At 72.5% G+C, this 17,628-nt stretch carries 15 protein-coding genes; 4 read left to right on the top strand and 11 right to left on the bottom strand.

Features of this window, described 5'->3' with window-relative positions:
• Window positions 1-233 precede the first annotated feature (233 nt).
• The 3 genes from ACFYP4_RS22070 to ACFYP4_RS22060 all read right to left on the bottom strand — a co-directional run bounded on the left by ACFYP4_RS22070 (window position 234) and on the right by ACFYP4_RS22060 (window position 1,530).
• Entirely contained in the window at window positions 234-527 is a 294-nt protein-coding gene (locus ACFYP4_RS22070) for a hypothetical protein (protein ID WP_358853578.1), read from the bottom strand.
• Window positions 528-641: 114 nt separating this feature from the next.
• Entirely contained in the window at window positions 642-830 is a 189-nt protein-coding gene (locus tag ACFYP4_RS22065) for a hypothetical protein (protein ID WP_358853579.1), read from the bottom strand.
• Between the two features lie 145 nt (window positions 831-975).
• Window positions 976-1,530: a heme-binding protein gene (locus ACFYP4_RS22060; protein WP_358853580.1), complete on the bottom strand. Its 555-nt coding sequence runs from the start codon at window positions 1,528-1,530 to the stop codon at window positions 976-978.
• Window positions 1,531-1,888: 358 nt separating this feature from the next.
• Here ACFYP4_RS22060 and ACFYP4_RS22055 point away from each other — a divergent pair, with 358 nt between their 5' ends.
• Together ACFYP4_RS22055 and ACFYP4_RS22050 are read left to right on the top strand one after the other, a co-directional pair.
• Complete coding sequence (locus tag ACFYP4_RS22055; protein WP_388787617.1) at window positions 1,889-3,139, top strand: sensor histidine kinase; 1,251 nt, start codon at window positions 1,889-1,891, stop codon at window positions 3,137-3,139.
• Window positions 3,136-3,783 (top strand): response regulator transcription factor, encoded by a 648-nt coding sequence (locus ACFYP4_RS22050; RefSeq protein ID WP_358853581.1) that lies wholly within the window; start codon window positions 3,136-3,138, stop codon window positions 3,781-3,783. Before ACFYP4_RS22055 ends, ACFYP4_RS22050 begins: the two co-directional genes overlap by 4 nt.
• Window positions 3,784-3,820: 37 nt before the next feature.
• On the opposite strand, the gene ACFYP4_RS22045 is transcribed toward ACFYP4_RS22050, so the two are convergent.
• From ACFYP4_RS22045 to argG, 3 genes are all read right to left on the bottom strand, one after another.
• Window positions 3,821-5,326, bottom strand: coding sequence for a SulP family inorganic anion transporter (locus tag ACFYP4_RS22045; RefSeq protein WP_388787273.1), 1,506 nt, complete (start codon window positions 5,324-5,326; stop codon window positions 3,821-3,823).
• 382 nt (window positions 5,327-5,708) lie between these two features.
• Window positions 5,709-6,932 (bottom strand): PP2C family protein-serine/threonine phosphatase, encoded by a 1,224-nt coding sequence (locus ACFYP4_RS22040; RefSeq protein ID WP_388787614.1) that lies wholly within the window; start codon window positions 6,930-6,932, stop codon window positions 5,709-5,711.
• A 339-nt stretch (window positions 6,933-7,271) separates the two neighbouring features.
• Window positions 7,272-8,717, bottom strand: a complete 1,446-nt coding sequence (gene argG, locus ACFYP4_RS22035; protein ID WP_358853584.1) for an argininosuccinate synthase — start codon at window positions 8,715-8,717, stop codon at window positions 7,272-7,274.
• Between the two features lie 289 nt (window positions 8,718-9,006).
• Here argG and ACFYP4_RS22030 point away from each other — a divergent pair, with 289 nt between their 5' ends.
• Complete coding sequence (locus ACFYP4_RS22030; RefSeq protein WP_388787270.1) at window positions 9,007-10,713, top strand: RecQ family ATP-dependent DNA helicase; 1,707 nt, start codon at window positions 9,007-9,009, stop codon at window positions 10,711-10,713.
• A gap of 155 nt (window positions 10,714-10,868) precedes the next feature.
• On the opposite strand, the gene ACFYP4_RS22025 is transcribed toward ACFYP4_RS22030, so the two are convergent.
• The 3 genes from ACFYP4_RS22025 to ACFYP4_RS22015 all read right to left on the bottom strand — a co-directional run bounded on the left by ACFYP4_RS22025 (window position 10,869) and on the right by ACFYP4_RS22015 (window position 15,573).
• Complete coding sequence (locus tag ACFYP4_RS22025; protein ID WP_388787267.1) at window positions 10,869-12,059, bottom strand: glutamate--cysteine ligase; 1,191 nt, start codon at window positions 12,057-12,059, stop codon at window positions 10,869-10,871.
• Between the two features lie 233 nt (window positions 12,060-12,292).
• Window positions 12,293-13,066, bottom strand: coding sequence for an alpha/beta fold hydrolase (locus ACFYP4_RS22020; protein WP_388787264.1), 774 nt, complete (start codon window positions 13,064-13,066; stop codon window positions 12,293-12,295).
• 116 nt (window positions 13,067-13,182) lie between these two features.
• Window positions 13,183-15,573, bottom strand: coding sequence for an ATP-binding cassette domain-containing protein (locus tag ACFYP4_RS22015; RefSeq protein WP_388787261.1), 2,391 nt, complete (start codon window positions 15,571-15,573; stop codon window positions 13,183-13,185).
• Between the two features lie 497 nt (window positions 15,574-16,070).
• Here ACFYP4_RS22015 and ACFYP4_RS22010 point away from each other — a divergent pair, with 497 nt between their 5' ends.
• Entirely contained in the window at window positions 16,071-16,364 is a 294-nt protein-coding gene (locus ACFYP4_RS22010) for a zinc-ribbon domain-containing protein (RefSeq protein ID WP_358853589.1), read from the top strand.
• A gap of 245 nt (window positions 16,365-16,609) precedes the next feature.
• On the opposite strand, the gene ACFYP4_RS22005 is transcribed toward ACFYP4_RS22010, so the two are convergent.
• Entirely contained in the window at window positions 16,610-16,858 is a 249-nt protein-coding gene (locus ACFYP4_RS22005) for a helix-turn-helix transcriptional regulator (RefSeq protein ID WP_358853590.1), read from the bottom strand.
• A complete protein-coding gene (locus tag ACFYP4_RS22000) occupies window positions 16,858-17,355 on the bottom strand; it encodes a DUF2975 domain-containing protein (RefSeq protein ID WP_358853591.1) in 498 nt (165 codons plus the stop codon). Before ACFYP4_RS22000 ends, ACFYP4_RS22005 begins: the two co-directional genes overlap by 1 nt.
• Between the last annotated feature and the right edge of the window lie 273 nt (window positions 17,356-17,628).

Genomic DNA, 17,628 nt, shown 5'->3' with positions numbered 1-17,628 from the left:
CCCGCGCAGCAACGGCCGCGCGGGATGTCGTAGTGATGTGCTCGCCCCCGGCGGAACTCGCGTGGTTCCGCCGGGGCGCGTGCGCGCCGCGGTTCCGCCGGAGCGCGTACGCGTGGCGGGCGGCTCGTGGAGCCGTGGGACGGGCGCGTGGAAGCAACTGGCGGGCGTGGCAGACACCGTGTGACACGCCGAGCCCCGACGGCGGGACCCGGTGACGAGCGGGCGGCGCGGACTCAGGCGCTCGCGTGGCGGCCGGCGGCCATCCCGCGCGCGCCGGCGTGGCGGCCGTTCGCACTCGCACGCTGGGTCCCCTGACGCCACAGCCAGAGGGACGTCACGGACAACAGCCCGGCGAAGACCGCGACGAAGAGGACGGACACCCACATCTGCCGGCTCCCGGGATGCTCCCGTCCGAGCCAGACCGCCAACACCGCCCACAGAAGGGCGCCCGCCGCGTAGAACATGCGGATCCGGCGCAGCTGGCGCATCGCCCGCAGGGGAATGGGGTGATCGTTCTTCGTTGCCATGCGCCCCGTGTACCCACAAATTCGTCGTCCAGCGGACCGCGGAGGAAGAGGCGTGAGAACGGGGGTGCGGCAGTCGGTCCCCGCGCCCGGAGGGCCGGAACGGTGGCCGGGTCCTCAGCCCGAGTGATCGCGGCGGCCCTCGAAGTCCCGCCGCACCACGGCGCCCTGGTCCTCGACCAGGCCCACGTCATCGGGCAGGTGCAGCACCTCGCCGCAGCGCTCGCACAGCCGCCCGTTCTCGGCAGGGGTACCGCACGCCTTGCAGAACCGATTGACCTGCTCGCCTTCACTCTTCTGCGTCACGGCGTCTCCCTCGCGGTAGTGAACTGTGCAGAACGCCGCCTACCCGCCCCACTCGCACTGATTCACGACCCGCTCCGATCCGCGGGCGACCGCGCGCCGTCTCAGACGGCCCGCGGACCGCGCCGGCCCGGTCTCCCGGGCGGACTCAGCGCCCCAGCGCCGCCACTCCCGCCGCGGCGAACTTCTCGTCCAGGGCCCCGGACGGCGCGCCCGCGACACCGATGCCCGCGACCGGGGACCCCTTGACGGCGACCGGCGCGCCGCCGGCCAGGAACAGCGTGCCGGGGATGTCCTTCAGGTTCGGCGTCTGCTTCAGGCGCTCGGCGAGCTGTGAGGTGGGCGCGTTCCAGGCGACGGCCGTGTACGCCTTGCGCTGCGCGGACTCGTAGGACTGCGGGCCGGCGCCGTCGCCGCGAAGGGTGACGACGGTGTTGCCGTCGCGGTCGACGACTGCGACGGTGACCCTCTGGTTCTCCTTCTCGGCGGCGTCGAGGGCGGCCTGCGCGGCCTCGGCCGCGGCGTCCACCGTGAGACGGCTGGACGAGACGGTGCCACCGCTCCGCACGTCCGTCGCCGGGGCCGCGCCGGTGGAGGCGGGCGCCGAGGCGTTCGCGGACACCGTGCCGAAAGTGCCGGCGGCGACGGCGGCGATCACGGCGCCGCCGGTGGCGACGCGGGCGCGGCGGGAGAGCTTCTTCATGGGATCGACTCCTGGTGGTGACGGTGGTTCGCTTCTTCCGCTCTCCAGCCTGGTGCCGCCCGGGGTCCAGGACCGTCGGCGTTTCGGCGGGTCCCGGCGTGCCGACCGGCCGACGCCGGGGTCGACCGATCGGATGACCCGGGGGCGGCCGGAGCTGGCGACAATGGGAACGTCCTGGCAGGCGGGAGCGGTGAAGGAGGTGCACGGCATGGACGCGGGCAGGCCCCGGACGTCCGACGGGGAGGCGGATGCCGGCGAGACGTACGGCGCGGACGCCGGCCGTACCGACGGATCGGGCACGGGCACCGGCCCCGTCGACGGCATCGGGGCGTCCACGGGCACGGGCCCCGTCGACGGTATGGGGGCGTCCACGGACGAGAGGTACGCCGCGGACACGCGCCTACTCGCCGCCGTGATGCACGTGGCGTTCTTCCTCCTGCTGGGCGGCGCGCTCGCGCGCTTCCTGCTGCGCCATCCCGGGGACGCCCGCACCCCGTGGATCGTCGCGCTCAGCGTTCTCCTCGCGGTCCTGTACGCCATCCCGCTTCCGCGGGCCGCACTCGGGTACCGGTGGCCGTTCGCCCGGACAGTGCGGCCGACCGGGGCGGACGCGGAGCGCTCCCCGCTACGGCTCGTCCGGCTGGCCGCGGTCGTCGTGGTGTGGATGGTGCTCGTCGTGCTCGCGCCCAGCTTCGCCTGGTGCGCGGTGCCGCTCTTCTACACGGGGCTGCGCGTCCTCCCCGCGCGGTCCGCACTCGCGCTGGTCGTCGTACTGACGGCCCTCGTCGTGGCCGCCCAGCTCCGGCTGGCCGGCGGCTTCGACCCGAACCTGCTGCTCGCGCCGCCCGCCGTCGCCGCCATCGCCACCGCCGTCTTCCTCCAGATGGAACGGCAGACGGTGCGGCAGCGCGTCCTCATCGACGACCTGGTCCGCACCCGGCGCGAGCTGGCCGCCTCCGAGCGCCGCGAAGGCACCCTCGCCGAGCGGCAGCGGCTGTCGATGGAGATCCACGACACGCTCGCCCAGGGGCTGTCGAGCCAGCGGATGCTCCTCCAGGCAGCGGACCGGGTCTGGGAGTCCGACCCGGACAGGGCGCGCACGCACCTGCGGACCGCCGAAGCGGTCACCGAACACGGTCTCGACGAGGCCCGCCGCTTCGTGCACGACCTGGCCCCGGCCGACCTGGCCCGCGGCGAAGACCTCGGCCGGGCGCTGCGGGCGCTGGCCGCACGCGAGTCGGGCGAGCACCTCAGCGTGCAGGTGCACATCGACGGCGGCGACCGCGGGCCCCGGCTTCCCGAGCGGGTCCGTTCCGCACTGCTGCGGATCGCCCAGGGCGCGCTGGCGAACGTGCGGGAGCACTCCGGCGCGCGTACGGTCACGCTCACCCTCACGCTGCTGGACGACCTGGTCGTCCTGGACGTCGCCGACGACGGCCGCGGTTTCGACCCCGAGGGCCCGGACTCCCGTGCGTCCGGTGTGCGCGGCCACGGGATGCCCGCGATGCGTGCCCGGGCCCGTCAGCTCGGCGGCACCCTGAGCGTCGAGTCCGCACCCGGAGAGGGCGCCGTCCTGTCCGCCGCGATCCCGCTGGAGCCCTCCCCATGACCGGTGCGACCGGCACGTCCCGCCCCGTCCGTATCCTGCTGTGCGACGACCATGCCGTCGTACGGGCCGGGCTGCTCGCGCTGCTCGACAGCACCCCCGACATCGAGGTCGTCGGTGAGGCGGGCACGGGAGAGGAGGCCCTCGCGCTGAGTGCGAAGCTGCGTCCGGACGTGGTGCTGATGGACCTCCAGCTCGGTGCCGGGATCGACGGCGTGGAGACGACCCGCCGCCTCACGGCTCCCGGCGAGAGCCCGCGCGTCCTGGTCCTCACGACGTACGACACGGACGCGGACATCACCCGCGCCGTCGAGGCCGGCGCGACGGGCTACCTGCTCAAGGCCGAACGGCCGGAGGAGCTCTTCGCCGCGATCCACGACGCCGCCCAGGGCCGGACGGCGCTCTCGGCGCCCGTCGCCGGCCGCGTCATGGCCAACCTGCGCAGCCCGCGGCCCACGCTCACCGCCCGCGAGCGGGACATCCTGACGCAGCTCGCGCGGGGACTCGGCAACCGGGAGATCGCGAGAGCCCTCTTCATCAGCGAGGCGACCGTGAAGACCCACCTCGGACGCATCTACGCCAAGCTCTCCGTCGACACGCGGGCCGGCGCGGTGGCCGTGGCCAAGGAGCAGCGCCTGCTGCCGTGACCGGAGCGGGACACCCACGCCTCCTCCTCCGGGCCCGTCAGTTGCCGCTGGCCAGTTCGCCGCTGAGCCGGTCGTGGATGCGGGCGCTCGGCGAGTTGAGCCCGATGATCTCGACGGTCTTGCCGCGCCGCGCGTACTTGGTCTCGACGGCGTCCAGGGCGGCGACGGAGGAGGCGTCCCAGATGTGGGCGCCGGACAGGTCGATGACGACCTTGTCGGGGTCCGTGGCGTAGTCGAACCGGCCGACGAGGTCGTTGGAGGAGGCGAAGAACAGTTCGCCGGTCACGGAGTAGACGACCTGGCCGCCGTCCGGTCCGGTGACCGAGGTGACGGTGGCGTGGTGGGCGACGCGCTTCGCGAAGATCACCACGGCGGTGACGGAGCCGACGACGACGCCGATCGCGAGGTTGCTCGTGGCCACCACGCAGCCGACGGTGACGACCATGACGGTGATCTCTCCGGCAGGCATCCGCCTGAGGGTCTTCGGGGCTATGGAGTGCCAGTCGAAGGTCGCGAAGGACACCATCACCATGACGGCGACCAGGGCGGCCATCGGGATGTCGGAGACGACCGGGCCGAAGACGATGCACAGCACCATCAGGAACGAACCCGCGAGGAAGGTGGACAGGCGCGTACGGGCACCGGACACCTTCACGTTGATCATGGTCTGGCCGATCATCGCGCACCCGCCCATGCCGCCGAAGAAGCCGGTGACGATGTTGGCGACGCCCTGTCCTATGGACTCACGGGTCTTGCTGGAGTGCGTGTCGGTGATGTCGTCGACGAGCTTGGCCGTCATCAGCGACTCCATCAGACCGACCAGCGCCATCGCCAGCGCGTACGGAGCGACGGTCGTGAGGGTGTCCGTCGTGAACGGAACGTCCGGCAGGCCCGGCACCGGCAGCGAGGACGGCAGGTCACCCTTGTCCCCCACGGTGGGTACGGCGATACCGGCCGCCACGGTGATGACGGTGAGGATGACGATCGACACGAGCGGTGCCGGGACCGCCCGGGTGATCCGGGGGAAGAACACCATGAGCGCCAGACCGGCGGCGAGCAGCGGGTAGACGGCCCAGGGCACGTCGTGCATCTCGGGCACCTGGGCCACGAAGATCAGGACGGCGAGCGCGTTGACGAAGCCGACCATCACGCTGCGGGGCACGAACCGCATCAGCTTGGCGACGCCGAGAGCGCCGAGGGCGATCTGGATGACACCCGCCAGGATGACGGCGGCGACCAGGTATCCGAGCCCGTGCTCACGGTTGAGCGGGCCGATGACCAGAGCGACGGCACCGGTCGCGGCGGAGATCATCGCCCGGCGTCCGCCGACGACGGAGATCGTCACGGCCATGGTGAAGGAGGCGAACAGCCCGATCGCGGGGTCGACGCCGGCGATGATCGAGAACGAGATCGCCTCCGGGATCAGCGCGAGCGCGACCACCAGACCGGCCAGCACCTCGGTGCGCCAGACCTTCGGGTCGGACAGCCAGTCGGGGCGCAGACCGCGCAGTCGAGCGGCCGGGGACAGTGTGGACGTGGGCAAGGAGAGTACCTGTCGTGCTCGGGCACGCCCGATGTCGTCGGGGCGTGCCGAAGGTGCGGGAAGGCCGGGACGGCCGCCCCTGGCGCTCGCGCGGGGCGAACCGGAGTCGGAGCGGCAGCGGGGTCCGGGCGGCGGCCCGCGCTGCTCAGGGGCGAAGGGTCACGGCGGGGAGGCGGACGATCGACCACCTTACCGTCGACGTCACCGGGCACTCAGGGCCTGTCGTTCGGATCATGCCGGCCTCGCGGGGTCCGGCCGGTCAGGACTAACTGCCGGTCGCAGCCGGTCAGGACGAACCGCCGGTCACAGCCGGCCCGATGCAAACGACAGGCCCTGGGTCTCGGTTCTTCGCTGCCGAGGGTTGTCCAGGGTGAGGCGGTCGTCAGAAGGGCGGTGTCGGCGAGGGGGAGGCGCCGGTGAGGTCGGCGCCGGTGTCGGCGTGCCGCTCGGAGTGCCTGACGCCGTGCCAGTCCAGGCACATGATCGTCGCGTCGTCCTGGAGGTGCCCGTCGTTCGAGGCGATGACCTGCGCGATCATCGTGCGGGCGGCCTCCCTGGGATGCAGGTCACTGGTGCGCTCTATCAGGCTGTTCAGGTCCATGCCGCTCGCGCCGCGTTCGAGCATGCCGTCCGTGACCATGATCAGGCGGTCGCCGGGCTGCAGGTCCAGGTGCTGGACCCGGTAGCTGTGCGGGAAGTGGAAACCGAACGGCATGTCGATATGTACGCTGAGTTCCTCCACCTTCCCGTGGCGCAGTCGAAGGGGCCAGGGGTGTCCCGCGTTGACGAACTCGACGCGGCCGTCGACCAGGCTTATGCGCAGCAGCTGGCCGGTGACGTACTTGTGCCTGCCGTGCTCCAGCATCGCCCGGTGGGCCTGTCCGGCCTGTTCGACGAGTCCGGCTCCCGCCCGCCGGGCCCGGCGCAGCGCCCCCACGGCGAGTGTGGCGAGCAGTGCGGCGTCCACGTCGTGCCCCATGGCGTCGGTGACGGACAGCTGCACGGTGTCGCGGTCGATGACGTAGTCGAACGTGTCGCCGCCGACGAGGTCGGCGGGTTCCAGTGCCCCGGCGACCGCGAACTGCGCGGCCTCGCAGGCCAGGGAGTCGGGCAGCAGGCGGTGCTGGATCTCGGCGGCCAGGCTCAGCGGGCTGGTCCGGCGGCCCCACTGGTACACGTCGGTGAACGAGCGGTTGGCGATGACGATGTACGCGAGCGCGTGCGCCGTCTCGCCGATCTCCCGCATCGCCGCCGCGTCGGGCGCCGCGGGGAGGAAGAGCTCCAGGAGGCCTATGGCGTCTCCCCGGTTGGTGACCGGCGCGACGACCCGCACCGTGCGTCCGTCGTCCTTGGTCTCCGTGGTCGACTGCTGGGTGCGGATCACTTCGTCGTACAGCGTGCCCGGCAGGTCGATGCGCCGGGCGGGCTCGCCGGTCTCGACACTTCCGGCGGCACCGAGACGCACCACCGACCCGCCGGTGAAGTCCGTGATGAGGAAGGACACCATCGTCGCGTCGAGGCGTTCCTTGAGCATGCGGGCGACGACGTCGAGGGACTCGACGGGTGCCGCGGTCTCCGCGGCGGCCAGCACCCCTGCGAGCCCCATGGCCCGGCCGTTGCCGTGGCTGTCCGCGGAGGGCTGAGCCTGCGGTCCGGGCTGAGAGCTCGGCTCGTGTGCGCTCACTGATGAGTCTCCCGTCGTCCGAGCACCCCGGATCCCTCTCGCCGGAGAGGACGCGCGGCGGGCGAGCCCCGCCGCGTTGAAGGCGACCGGAAGCGACCCGGCAGCAGCAGTCTCCCATCCCAGTGCCCGTGGGCGCTCCTTTAAGTCGACCACTTCCGCCTTGATCGGCGGCCGACGAGGCACGAGCCGGCCCGGCGCCCGAGGCGTCCGGCCGGCTCGCGATTGAGGCGTCCCCCGGGGGCGTCCTCGGCATCGCGTCGGTCAGTCGGTTCCCGACTCCATCGCGGCGCGGTCCAGCATCTCGTCCTCCGCGGAGACCTCGCCGCGGGAGGCGATGGCCTCGGCACCGCCCTCGGGCATCGTGCCGATCAGTCCGGTCGCGGCCGCCTGGGCGGCACCGATGGCCGGGTTCGCGGTTCCGATGAGCCCGAGACCGGCGTACTGCTCCAGCTTGGCGCGCGAGTCGGCGATGTCGAGGTTACGCATGGTGAGCTGGCCGATCCGGTCCACGGGACCGAACGCGGAGTCCTCCGTGCGCTCCATCGACAGCTTGTCCGGGTGGTAACTGAACGCAGGGCCCGTGGTGTCGAGGATCGAGTAGTCCTCGCCGCGCCGCAGCCGCAGGGTGACCTCGCCGGTGACCGCCGAGCCCACCCAGCGCTGGAGGGACTCCCGGATCATCAGCGCCTGCGGGTCGAGCCAGCGGCCCTCGTACATCAGCCGGCCGAGGCGCCGTCCCTCGGCGTGGTACTGCGCGAGGGTGTCCTCATTGTGGATCGCGTTGACCAGGCGTTCGTAGGCGGCGTGCAGCAGGGCCATGCCGGGTGCCTCGTAGATGCCCCGGCTCTTGGCCTCGATGATGCGGTTCTCGATCTGGTCCGACATGCCGAGGCCGTGGCGGCCGCCGACGGCGTTGGCCTCCATCACCAGGTCGACGGCGGAGGCGAACTCCTTGCCGTTGACCGTCACCGGGCGGCCCTGGTCGAAGCCGATGGTCACGTCCTCGGTGGCGATCTCGACCGACGGGTCCCAGAACCGCACGCCCATGATCGGCTCGACGGTCTCCACGCCCGTGTCGAGGTGCTCCAGGGTCTTCGCCTCGTGCGTGGCGCCCCAGATGTTGGCGTCGGTGGAGTACGCCTTCTCGGCGCTGTCGCGGTAGGGCAGGTCGTGGGCGAGCAGCCACTCCGACATTTCCTTGCGGCCGCCGAGCTCGGTCACGAAGTCCGCGTCGAGCCACGGCTTGTAGATCCGCAGGTGCGGGTTGGCGAGCAGGCCGTAGCGGTAGAACCGCTCGATGTCGTTGCCCTTGAAGGTCGAGCCGTCGCCCCAGATCTGCACGTCGTCCTCGAGCATCGCCCGGACCAGCAGGGTGCCCGTGACTGCGCGGCCGAGCGGGGTGGTGTTGAAGTACGCACGGCCGCCCGAGCGGATGTGGAACGCCCCGCAGGTCAGCGCGGCCAGGCCCTCCTCGACGAGCGCCGCGCGACAGTCGACCAGCCGCGCGATCTCGGCGCCGTAGGTCTGCGCACGGTCGGGCACCGAGGCGATGTCCGGCTCGTCGTACTGGCCGATGTCGGCGGTGTACGTGCACGGGACGGCGCCCTTGTCGCGCATCCACGCGACCGCGACCGAGGTGTCGAGGCCGCCCGAGAAGGCGATTCCGACGCGCTCGCCGGTGGGAAGGGAGGTGAGGACCTTAGACATAGGAAGAGTATGCACCCTCACGCATGATCATGCAAAGCCACCACGGTGTTGCTGTGTCGCCGGTTGTTCTGTCGGCCGTGTCCGTCGGCCGTGTTCCGTCGGCTGCCTCCTGTCGGCTGGGCCCCGTCGACCCAGCCGCGACGCCGCCCGGCGTGCGGCCGTCCCGCACGGGACCTGCGGCCGGTGGACTGCGCCGGGGCTCCCGCGGGTACCCGGGGGCTTCCATGGGCGCGGGCGGCACATCGTGCCGCCGACGGAGAGGCGCCGATCCAGGAGCGGAGGAGCGGGAATGGGCCGTGGGGCGGCATCGACAGGCGGCGGGGAGGCCGTACGGCTGCGGAAGACGGCGTCGGAGGTGTTCGGCTGGGACACGCTGCTGCCCGAGCAGCTCACCGCCATGGAGTGGGTGATGGAGGGCCGCGACGCCTTCGTCGTCATGCCGACCGGCGCGGGCAAGTCCGCCGTCTACCAGGTTCCCTCGGTGCTGCTGGACGGGCCGGTCGTGGTCGTCTCACCGCTGCTCGCGCTTCAGCGGGACCAGATCGCGGGTCTGCCGGACGGTGAGCGTGCGCCCGGCGCGGTCGCCGTGAACTCCGACCTCGGAGTCGCGCAGACGGAGGCGGCCTGGGAGTCCGTGGTCCGCGGCGAAGCGAGGCTGCTGTACCTGTCGCCGGAACAGCTGGCCCGCGAGGACGTGCTGGAGCGGCTCGCCGGGACGCGCCCCGCCCTGTTCGTGGTGGACGAGGCGCAGTGCGTGTCGTCCTGGGGCCACGACTTCCGTCCCGACTACCTGCGCCTGGCGCACGCGGCGCGGCGGGTGGGCCGGCCACCGGTCCTCGCACTGACCGCGACAGCGGCGCCGCCGGTGCGCAAGGACATCGTCGAGCGGCTGGGCATGGACCACCCGCGGGTGGTGGTGGCAGGCTTCGACCGCCCGAACATCCGGCTGGAGGCGCGCCGCTTCCGCTCCGAGAAGGACCGGCGCCGGACGGTCGTCGAACGGGCCGCGGCCGAGCCGAAGCCGGGCATCGTCTACGCGGCCACCCGCAGGGACACCGAGTACTACGCCGGGGAGCTGGCCGCTCTCGGACTGGCCGCCGAGGCCTACCACGCCGGGCTCCGTGCCTCCGAACGTTCCCGTGTCCACGACGCGTTCCTGTCCGGTGAGGCCGACGTGATCGTGGCCACCTCGGCGTTCGGCATGGGCATCGACAAGGAGGACGTGCGGTTCGTGCTGCACGCCTCCCTGCCGGGTTCGCTGGACGCCTACTACCAGGAGATCGGCCGTGGCGGCCGGGACGGCGGCCCGGCGCTCGCCGTGCTGCACTACCGGCCGGAGGACACCGGCATGCAGGCGTACTTCGCGGCCCGCTCCCCCAGCCGCGACGTCCTGTCCGAGGTGGCCGAAGCCGTCCACGAACGCCGGGCGGACCCCGCCGACGTGGAGGAGCTCCGCCAGGAGACCGGGCTGACCCGCAACCGGGTCACGGCGGCGGTGAACCTGCTCGAGGAGGCCGGTGCCGTCACGACCGGTGCGGCGGGCGAGATAGTCCCGGCCCAGGCCACGTCACCGGACGACGCGGTGGACCAGGCCGCCCGCACCGCGGAGGCACACCGCAGGACCGACAGATCGCGGGTCGACATGGCCCGCTCGTACGCCGAGACGACCGGCTGCCGGCGTTACCTCCTGCTCGGCTACTTCGGCGAGGCCTACGAGGCGCCCTGCGGCAACTGCGACGTGTGCGAGGCGCGGGACGACGACGAACCCGGCGAGGAATCGCGGTCCGCGCACCCGGCGGTGGCCGACTTCCCCGTCGGGACCGACGTGCGGCACGGGGAGTGGGGGGACGGGACGGTCCTGAGCGAGGACGGCGACCGCATCACCGTGCTGTTCGACCAGGCCGGGTACCGCACGCTGTCCCTGGAGGCGGTGGCCGGACGCGACGACGTGCTCAGCGTGCTGCGGCGCCCGGGCGAGGAGCGGGCGGTCGTGTGACCCGCGCGGTCGTTCGGGTGGGTCAGTCGTTCCCGTGACCCGTACGGTCGTGCATGTCTCGTGGAGGCGGGCACTCTCGCACGGCCACGGCCACGGCCACGGCCACGGCCCCGGCCCCGGCCCCGGCCCCGGCGCGGGCCGGGGCCATCACCGCGTCAGGCGCCCGCGATCCCGGCCGCGTCGGGGCCGAAAGGGCCCTCGGTGTCCAGCGGTGCGGAGGGCGTGAGGTGGTTGCGTTCGGCGGCCTCGGGTCCGCGGCGGTCGCCCCGGGTCTCGGCGATCGCCAGATCGACGCAGGCCAGCAGGTCCTCCCGGTCCGCGACGCGGCGCATGCGGTGGGCGGCACTGCCCTCCGCGAGGGCCTCCTCGGTGAGGGCCTCGACGGTCGCCCGGTCCCCGTTGGCCTCGAGCTGCGGGCGTACGTGGGCGAGAAGGCCGCGGACCACCTGGCTCGCCGGTGCCTCCCGGCGGGTCTCCGGGTCGATCAGGCCGTCCTCGAGACCGGACCGCGCGGCCCGCCAGGTCGCGGCGCGCAGCCACTCGTGCCGTCCCCGGCACGAGGCCGCGCCGCGCGCCGCCAGCCGTTCCTGAGCCCCCATCACCAGCGCGCGGAACAGCCCGGCGACGAGCACCACCGTCTCCGCCCGCGGGCAGGAGTCGCAGACGCGCAGCTCCAGGGTCCGCTGGTGCGCGGAGGGCCGTACGTCGTAATAGATCATCCCGGCGTCACTGATGACACCCGTGTCGATGAGTTCGCGCACGGCGGCGTCGTACTCGGCGGCGTTCCCGAAGCAGCCCACGGGACCCGCGGTGGGCCAGCGCTGCCACAGCATCGTGCGCCAGCTCGCGTAGCCGGTGTCGGCGCCCTGCCAGAAGGGCGAGCTGGCGGACAGCGCGAGCAGCGGGGGCAGCCACGGGGAGATCTCGCACATGACCTGTACGGCCGTGTCGCGGTCCGGCACGTCCACGTGGACCTGGGCGCCGCAGATCAGCTGCTCGTCGGCGACCGCGCGGTACTCGTCGACCATGTGGCGGTACCGCATGCCCGGGGTGGCCGGCACGGCCGAGGCACGGCGGACCAGCGGCACCGTGCCGGCGGCCACCACGGCCAGGCCCTGGGCGGTGGCGGCGGTGTCCAGCTGCCGCCGGCTGCCGGTCAGGTCGGCGTGCAGGTCGTCGAGCGACGCGTGCACGGCGCTGTTCGTCTCGACGACGGACTGCTTCAGCTCGGCCGTGAAGGTCCGCTTGGGCAGGCGTTCGAGCAGGGAGCCTGCCCGGGGCACCAGCAAGCCGGTCTCCACCTCGACGACGTGGAACTCCTCTTCCACTCCGATACGCACGCTCACGGCCCCTCCTTGAGGTGACGGGCGACGCCGGTCGGCCCGTTCCGAACATTCGAGCTCCGCCGAGTGCTCGGGGCGGCCTGTGCACTCGGAGTGCCCAGGCGGCGGTCGAATATGCGTGTCGTGCCGTGGGCGGTGGAAGGGGCCGGGGTGAGCGGGACCGGCGTCCGGCGCCCCGGGCGGGACGGAACGGCCCCTCGGCCGCCGCCTGGGCGGGGTGCGAGCCGGAGCGGCCGTCACAGGAAGTCCATGATCAGACGCGCTGTGAGGCCGGGCCGGCTGAAGTGCACGGCGTGGGCCGACGCGGGGACGACGGCGAGCCGGCCGTCGGACGGCTCCGCGGCCACGCGTTCGGCCCAGGGCGCGGGCGCCACGCTGTCGCCGGCGCCGCGCACGACGAGGACGGGGACCCGCACCGCGCGCAGCCGGGCCGTGAACGGCCCGAGCGCGTCCCGCCTGGCCTGGCGGAACGCCCCGGCGAACCTGGCGGCCCCGGTGACCAGGTAGTCCAGGGCGACGAGCGCGAGAAGCGCGAGTGGCTCCTTGGGTGCGTCGAGCAGGAGGCGCAGCAGTTGGCGCCCGGCGGACGGTGCCGTCGCGTCCAGGGCGGGACCCACCAGGACCAGTCGCTGGACCCGCGGTGCCCGTTCGGCGGCGAGGGCCACGGCCACCTGGCAGCCGACCGAGTTGGCCACCACCACGCAGGGTCCGGCCTCGGCGGCGGCGTGCCAGCGCAGCAGCGCCCGTACGGTCGTCTCCGTGTCCGGTGCGCGCCGGACGACGGCACGGGAGCGGGCGCTGCCCGGCAGGTCCGGCACCAGCACACTGCGGCCGACCGCGGCCAGCTCCCTGGCCAGGGGGTAGAAGTAGCGGCCCGAGAGGCCGAGACCGTGGAGCAGTACGACGACGGGTTCCGTCGGCGGCCACGGGCCGAACCGGCGCGTGTACAGTCCGGCGACGCGTGCGGCCTCGCCGTCCCTCGGCCGGTGGGCAACGGTCGACCGCCGCATCGGGCTGCTCCTGGGTCTCGGTCCTTCTCGCCGCCCAGGTCATCCCGAGGGCACCTCCAGGATCCCAGCCCGCCGCCGAGCCCGCCTCGGCGGGCTCGGCGGCGTCGACCGCGGGGTCAGCCCGCCACGTACTCCGCGAGGTGCTCGCCGGTGACGGTGGAGCGGGCGGCGACCAGGTCGGCGGGCGTGCCCTCGAAGACGACGCGGCCGCCGTCGTGGCCTGCGCCGGGGCCGAGGTCGACGATCCAGTCCGCGTGTGCCATGACGGCCTGATGGTGCTCGATGACCACGACCGACTTGCCGGAGTCGACGAGCCGGTCGAGCAGGCCGAGCAGCTGCTCGACGTCGGCGAGGTGCAGGCCGGTGGTCGGCTCGTCGAGGACGTAGACGCCGCCCTTCTCCGACATGTGGGTGGCGAGCTTGAGGCGTTGCCGCTCGCCGCCGGACAGGGTGGTGAGGGGCTGGCCGAGGCTGAGGTAGCCGAGGCCGACGTCGGCCAGACGGGTGAGGATGCGGTGGGCGGCGGGGATGCGGGCCTCGCCCTCGGCGAAGAAGGCCTCCGCCTCGGTCACCGGCATCGCCAGGACTTCGGCGATGTCGCGGCCGCCCAGCCGGTGGTCGAGGACCGACGCCATGAACCGCTTCCCCTCGCACACCTCGCAGGGGACGGCGATGCCGGCCATCATGGCCAGGTCGGTGTAGATGACCCCGGCGCCGTTGCACGTGGGGCAGGCGCCCTCGGAGTTGGCGCTGAACAGCGCCGGCTTGACGCCGTTGGCCTTGGCGAACGCCTTGCGGATCGGGTCGAGCAGGCCGGTGTAGGTCGCGGGATTGCTGCGCCGGGACCCCTTGATGGCTGTCTGGTCCACGGACACCACGCCGTCCCGCCCGGCGACCGAGCCGTGGATGAGCGAGCTCTTGCCGGACCCGGCGACGCCGGTGATCACGGTCAGCACGCCGAGCGGGATGTCGACGTCGACGTCACGCAGATTGTGTTCCTTCGCGCCGCGGATCTCCAGCGTGCCGGTGGACTTCCGCACGGTTTCCTTCAGGGCCGCGCGGTCGTCGAAGTGACGGCCGGTGACCGTTTCGGCGGACCGCAGCCCTTCTACGGTGCCCTCGTAACAGACGGCGCCGCCCGCCGTACCGGCGCCGGGGCCGAGGTCGACGACGTGGTCGGCGATCAGGATCGTCTCCGGCTTGTGCTCCACGACCAGCACGGTGTTGCCCTTGTCGCGCAGCCTCAGCAGCAGGTCGTTCATGCGCCGGATGTCGTGCGGGTGCAGTCCGATGGTGGGCTCGTCGAAGACGTAGGTGACGTCGGTGAGCGCGGAACCGAGATGCCGGATCATCTTGACTCGCTGCGCCTCGCCGCCCGACAGCGTGCCGGCCGGCCGGTCGAGCGACAGGTAGCCGAGCCCGATCTCGACGAACGAGTCGAGGGTCTGCCGCAGCGTGGCGAGCAGCGGAGCCACCGACGGCTCGTCGAGGCCGCGGACCCATTCGGCCAGGTCGCTGATCTGCATCGCGCACGCGTCAGCGATGTTGATCTTGCCGATCCGTGACGACCTGGCCGTCTCGGTGAGCCGGGTGCCCTCGCAGTCGGGACAGGTGGTGAAGGTCATCGCCCGCTCGACGAACGCCCGGATGTGCGGTTGCAGGGCTTCCTTGTCCTTCGCCAGGAACGACTTCTGGATCTTCGGGATGAGCCCCTCGTACGTCAGGTTGATGTTGTCGACCTTGATCTTGGTCGGTTCCTTGTACAGGAGGTCGTGGAGTTCCCTCTTGGTGAACTTGCGGATCGGCTTGTCGGGGTCGAAGAAGCCGCAGCCCCGGAAGATCCGGCCGTACCAGCCGTCGACGCTGTATCCGGGAATCGTGAGCGCGCCCTCGCTGAGCGACTTGGTGTCGTCGTACAGCTGCGTCAGGTCGAAGTCGGTGACGGTGCCGCGGCCTTCGCAGTGCGGGCACATGCCGCCGGTGATGTTGAAGCTGCGCCGCTCCTTCACCGTCTTCCCGGCCCGTTCGAGCGTGACCGCTCCCGCGCCGCTGATCGAGGCGACGTTGAAGGAGAAGGCCTGGGGCGAGCCGATGTGCGGCCTTCCGAGCCGGCTGAAGAGGATCCGCAGCATCGCGTTCGCGTCGGTGGCGGTGCCGACCGTGGAGCGGGGGTCGGTGCCCATCCGCTGCTGGTCCACGATGATCGCGGTCGTCAGTCCTTCGAGCACGTCGACCTCGGGCCGCGCCAGGGTGGGCATGAAGCCCTGGACGAACGCGCTGTAGGTCTCGTTGATCATCCGCTGCGACTCGGCGGCGATCGTGCCGAAGACCAGCGAGCTCTTGCCCGAGCCGGAGACTCCCGTGAACACCGTCAGCCGGCGCTTCGGGATCTCGATGCTGACGTCCTTGAGGTTGTTCACGCGCGCGCCGTGCACGCGGATCATGTCGTGCCGGTCGGCGGCGTGCGGCGCGGGCGACCGCGGGTCCGTCCTCGTGGCCATGCTCATCGTGTCTCCATCTGTGGGCGGAGCCGCCGTCGCGGTCTCCGTCGCTGTCGCGCGGCTCGTCCGACCGGCCGTGCACGGTACGTCTGCGTCGTCTTCTGGCAGTCACGGTAGGCGGAGCACGGGCGTCGGCGCTTCTCGAATCCTGACCCGGTTCAGACGCACGGACCCGCCACACGGGACGGCACCTTCACGGTCGTGCGCACGGTTCGGCGCCGGGGGACACTGGATGTGCCGGCGTCAGTGCGCCCGCTGCTCCGGAGCGGACCCGGACGGGTGGGCGCGGAGACGTGGGCGCGGAGAGGTAGGCACGGACGGGTGAGCGCGGACGAGTGGGGCACGGGCGAGTGGGCGCGGCGGGCGCGACCCGCGCCCGGTCCGCAGCGGTCGGGTACCTCGCCGCAGTCCGCGCCGACCGGCATGAGACCGTCCTTGGTGAACGCACGCCTCGTCACTCGCTCAGGAGAGCCGGCCGCCGCCGGACCGGGAAGGGTCACAGTATGATCATTTTTGGCACCAAGGGGTATCTGTACCAGCTGGCGATACTCACCCTCGTGTGCGGCCGGTGCGGGAATCCCTCCGCGCACACGCTCCGGAAGCGGGTCACCAAGTTCACGCTGTTCTTCGTGCCCCTGTTCCCCTTCTCGACGAAGTACCAGACGCAGTGCACCTTCTGCGGCGCGGAACAGATGGTGACGAAGGAGCAGGCGGCGCAGCTCGAGGCGCAGGCGGCGAGCGGCGCCGGCGGTCAGCCGTACGGGCAGCCGCACCAGCAGCAGCCGTACCAGTCCTGATCACGGACGAAGCCGGCGGGGGGGGGGGGGGGGGGGGGGGGGGGGGGGCCGCCCCCGGGGGGGGGGGGGGGCCGGCGGGGGGGGGGGCCCCCCGGGGGGGGCCCCCCGCCCGCCCCCCCCCCCCCCCCCCCCCCCACCCCCCCCCGCCCCCCCCCGGCGGGGGGGGGGGGGGGGGGGGTGCCCCCCCCCCCCCCCCCCGCCGGTTCTGGCTGCCGCAAGCGATCGGCGGATGCCGTGCACGGCCGTCATCCGTCCGCGGACTCCGTGGCCCCGACGGGCTGCCTGTCGTCGTCGGCCTCATAGCGGAGCAGGTCTCCCGGTTGGCAGTCGAGTGCTTCGCACAGCGCGGCGAGCGTCGCGAAGCGCACCGCCCTGGCGCGGCCGTTCTTGAGCACCGCGAGGTTGGCGGGCGTGATCCCCACCCTTTCCGCGAGCTCCCCCACGGACATCTTCCGCCTGGCCATCATCACGTCGATGTCGACGGTGATCGGCATCAGATCACCTCGTCCAGCTCGGCCTGCATCTGCGCCGCCTCCCTGTCGCGCGCGACGGCCTGGGCGAGCAGCATCCGCAGTACGAGCACGATGAGCGCGACGCCCAGGACCGCGACGCCGAGTCCGCCGAGCAGGAGGACCACCCCCGGGGCGACGGCCTCGCCCGGCGCCAGGACGACCCCGAGGGTGAACACCAGCAGGGCGGCCGCCACGACCGCGCCGATCACGATGTCCACGTACCGGAAAGCGGCGTGCGAGAACACCGTTCCGAGCCGCACCATCGTGACCAGCCGCCACACGCAGACCAGGACGACCTGAACCGCCACGATGCCCAGGACCGTGATCACGAGGAACGACGTGCGGGGAAAGGCCAGGTCGTCGTCGACCCCCTTGAGGTCCGTGGCCAGCAGGGGCACCATCACCGCCTGCACGAACACCGAGCCCGCGAGCAGCATGACGATCACGGCGCGCAGCGCGCGCACGGTCACTCTTCCCATACCTCTCCTTCCATCGACCAGCGATGGAAATCTATCGATTCTCAATAGGTTACGCAACGCAAGGGACCGACGTGCGTCTGTCGCCCTGCGGCGAGCCGGCCGTCGAGGGGCCCCCGTTCAACCGGATTCGGCGAGGAGACACGAGGACCTCCGGTGCGGCACTGGGCAGTGCCGCACCGGAGGTCCTCGCCGTGGTCACTTGCGTCCGGTGCCCGGCCGCTCACGAGCGGGCTTCCGTCGGCGCCCGCGGACAGACGTGCGCCGATGCCCGGC

This window comes from Streptomyces sp. NPDC005551 (assembly GCF_042871785.1).
Lineage (GTDB): Bacteria > Actinomycetota > Actinomycetes > Streptomycetales > Streptomycetaceae > Streptomyces.
This window is presented reverse-complemented; position numbering and strand designations above follow the sequence as displayed.

Bases quoted from the DNA above. Each gene is read 5' to 3' on its own strand.
- ACFYP4_RS22005 (WP_358853590.1), bottom strand. From the start codon at position 16,858: ATGCCGATCACCGTCGACATCGACGTGATGATGGCCAGGCGGAAGATG.
- ACFYP4_RS22015 (WP_388787261.1), bottom strand. From the start codon at position 15,573: ATGAGCATGGCCACGAGGACGGACCCGCGGTCGCCCGCGCCGCACGCC.
- argG (WP_358853584.1), bottom strand. From the start codon at position 8,717: ATGTCTAAGGTCCTCACCTCCCTTCCCACCGGCGAGCGCGTCGGAATC.
- ACFYP4_RS22050 (WP_358853581.1), top strand. From the start codon at position 3,136: ATGACCGGTGCGACCGGCACGTCCCGCCCCGTCCGTATCCTGCTGTGC.
- ACFYP4_RS22070 (WP_358853578.1), bottom strand. From the start codon at position 527: ATGGCAACGAAGAACGATCACCCCATTCCCCTGCGGGCGATGCGCCAG.
- ACFYP4_RS22040 (WP_388787614.1), bottom strand. From the start codon at position 6,932: ATGGGGCTCGCAGGGGTGCTGGCCGCCGCGGAGACCGCGGCACCCGTC.
- ACFYP4_RS22030 (WP_388787270.1), top strand. From the start codon at position 9,007: ATGGGCCGTGGGGCGGCATCGACAGGCGGCGGGGAGGCCGTACGGCTG.
- ACFYP4_RS22060 (WP_358853580.1), bottom strand. From the start codon at position 1,530: ATGAAGAAGCTCTCCCGCCGCGCCCGCGTCGCCACCGGCGGCGCCGTG.
- ACFYP4_RS22055 (WP_388787617.1), top strand. From the start codon at position 1,889: ATGGGGGCGTCCACGGACGAGAGGTACGCCGCGGACACGCGCCTACTC.
- ACFYP4_RS22000 (WP_358853591.1), bottom strand. From the start codon at position 17,355: ATGGGAAGAGTGACCGTGCGCGCGCTGCGCGCCGTGATCGTCATGCTG.
- ACFYP4_RS22010 (WP_358853589.1), top strand. From the start codon at position 16,071: ATGATCATTTTTGGCACCAAGGGGTATCTGTACCAGCTGGCGATACTC.
- ACFYP4_RS22020 (WP_388787264.1), bottom strand. From the start codon at position 13,066: ATGCGGCGGTCGACCGTTGCCCACCGGCCGAGGGACGGCGAGGCCGCA.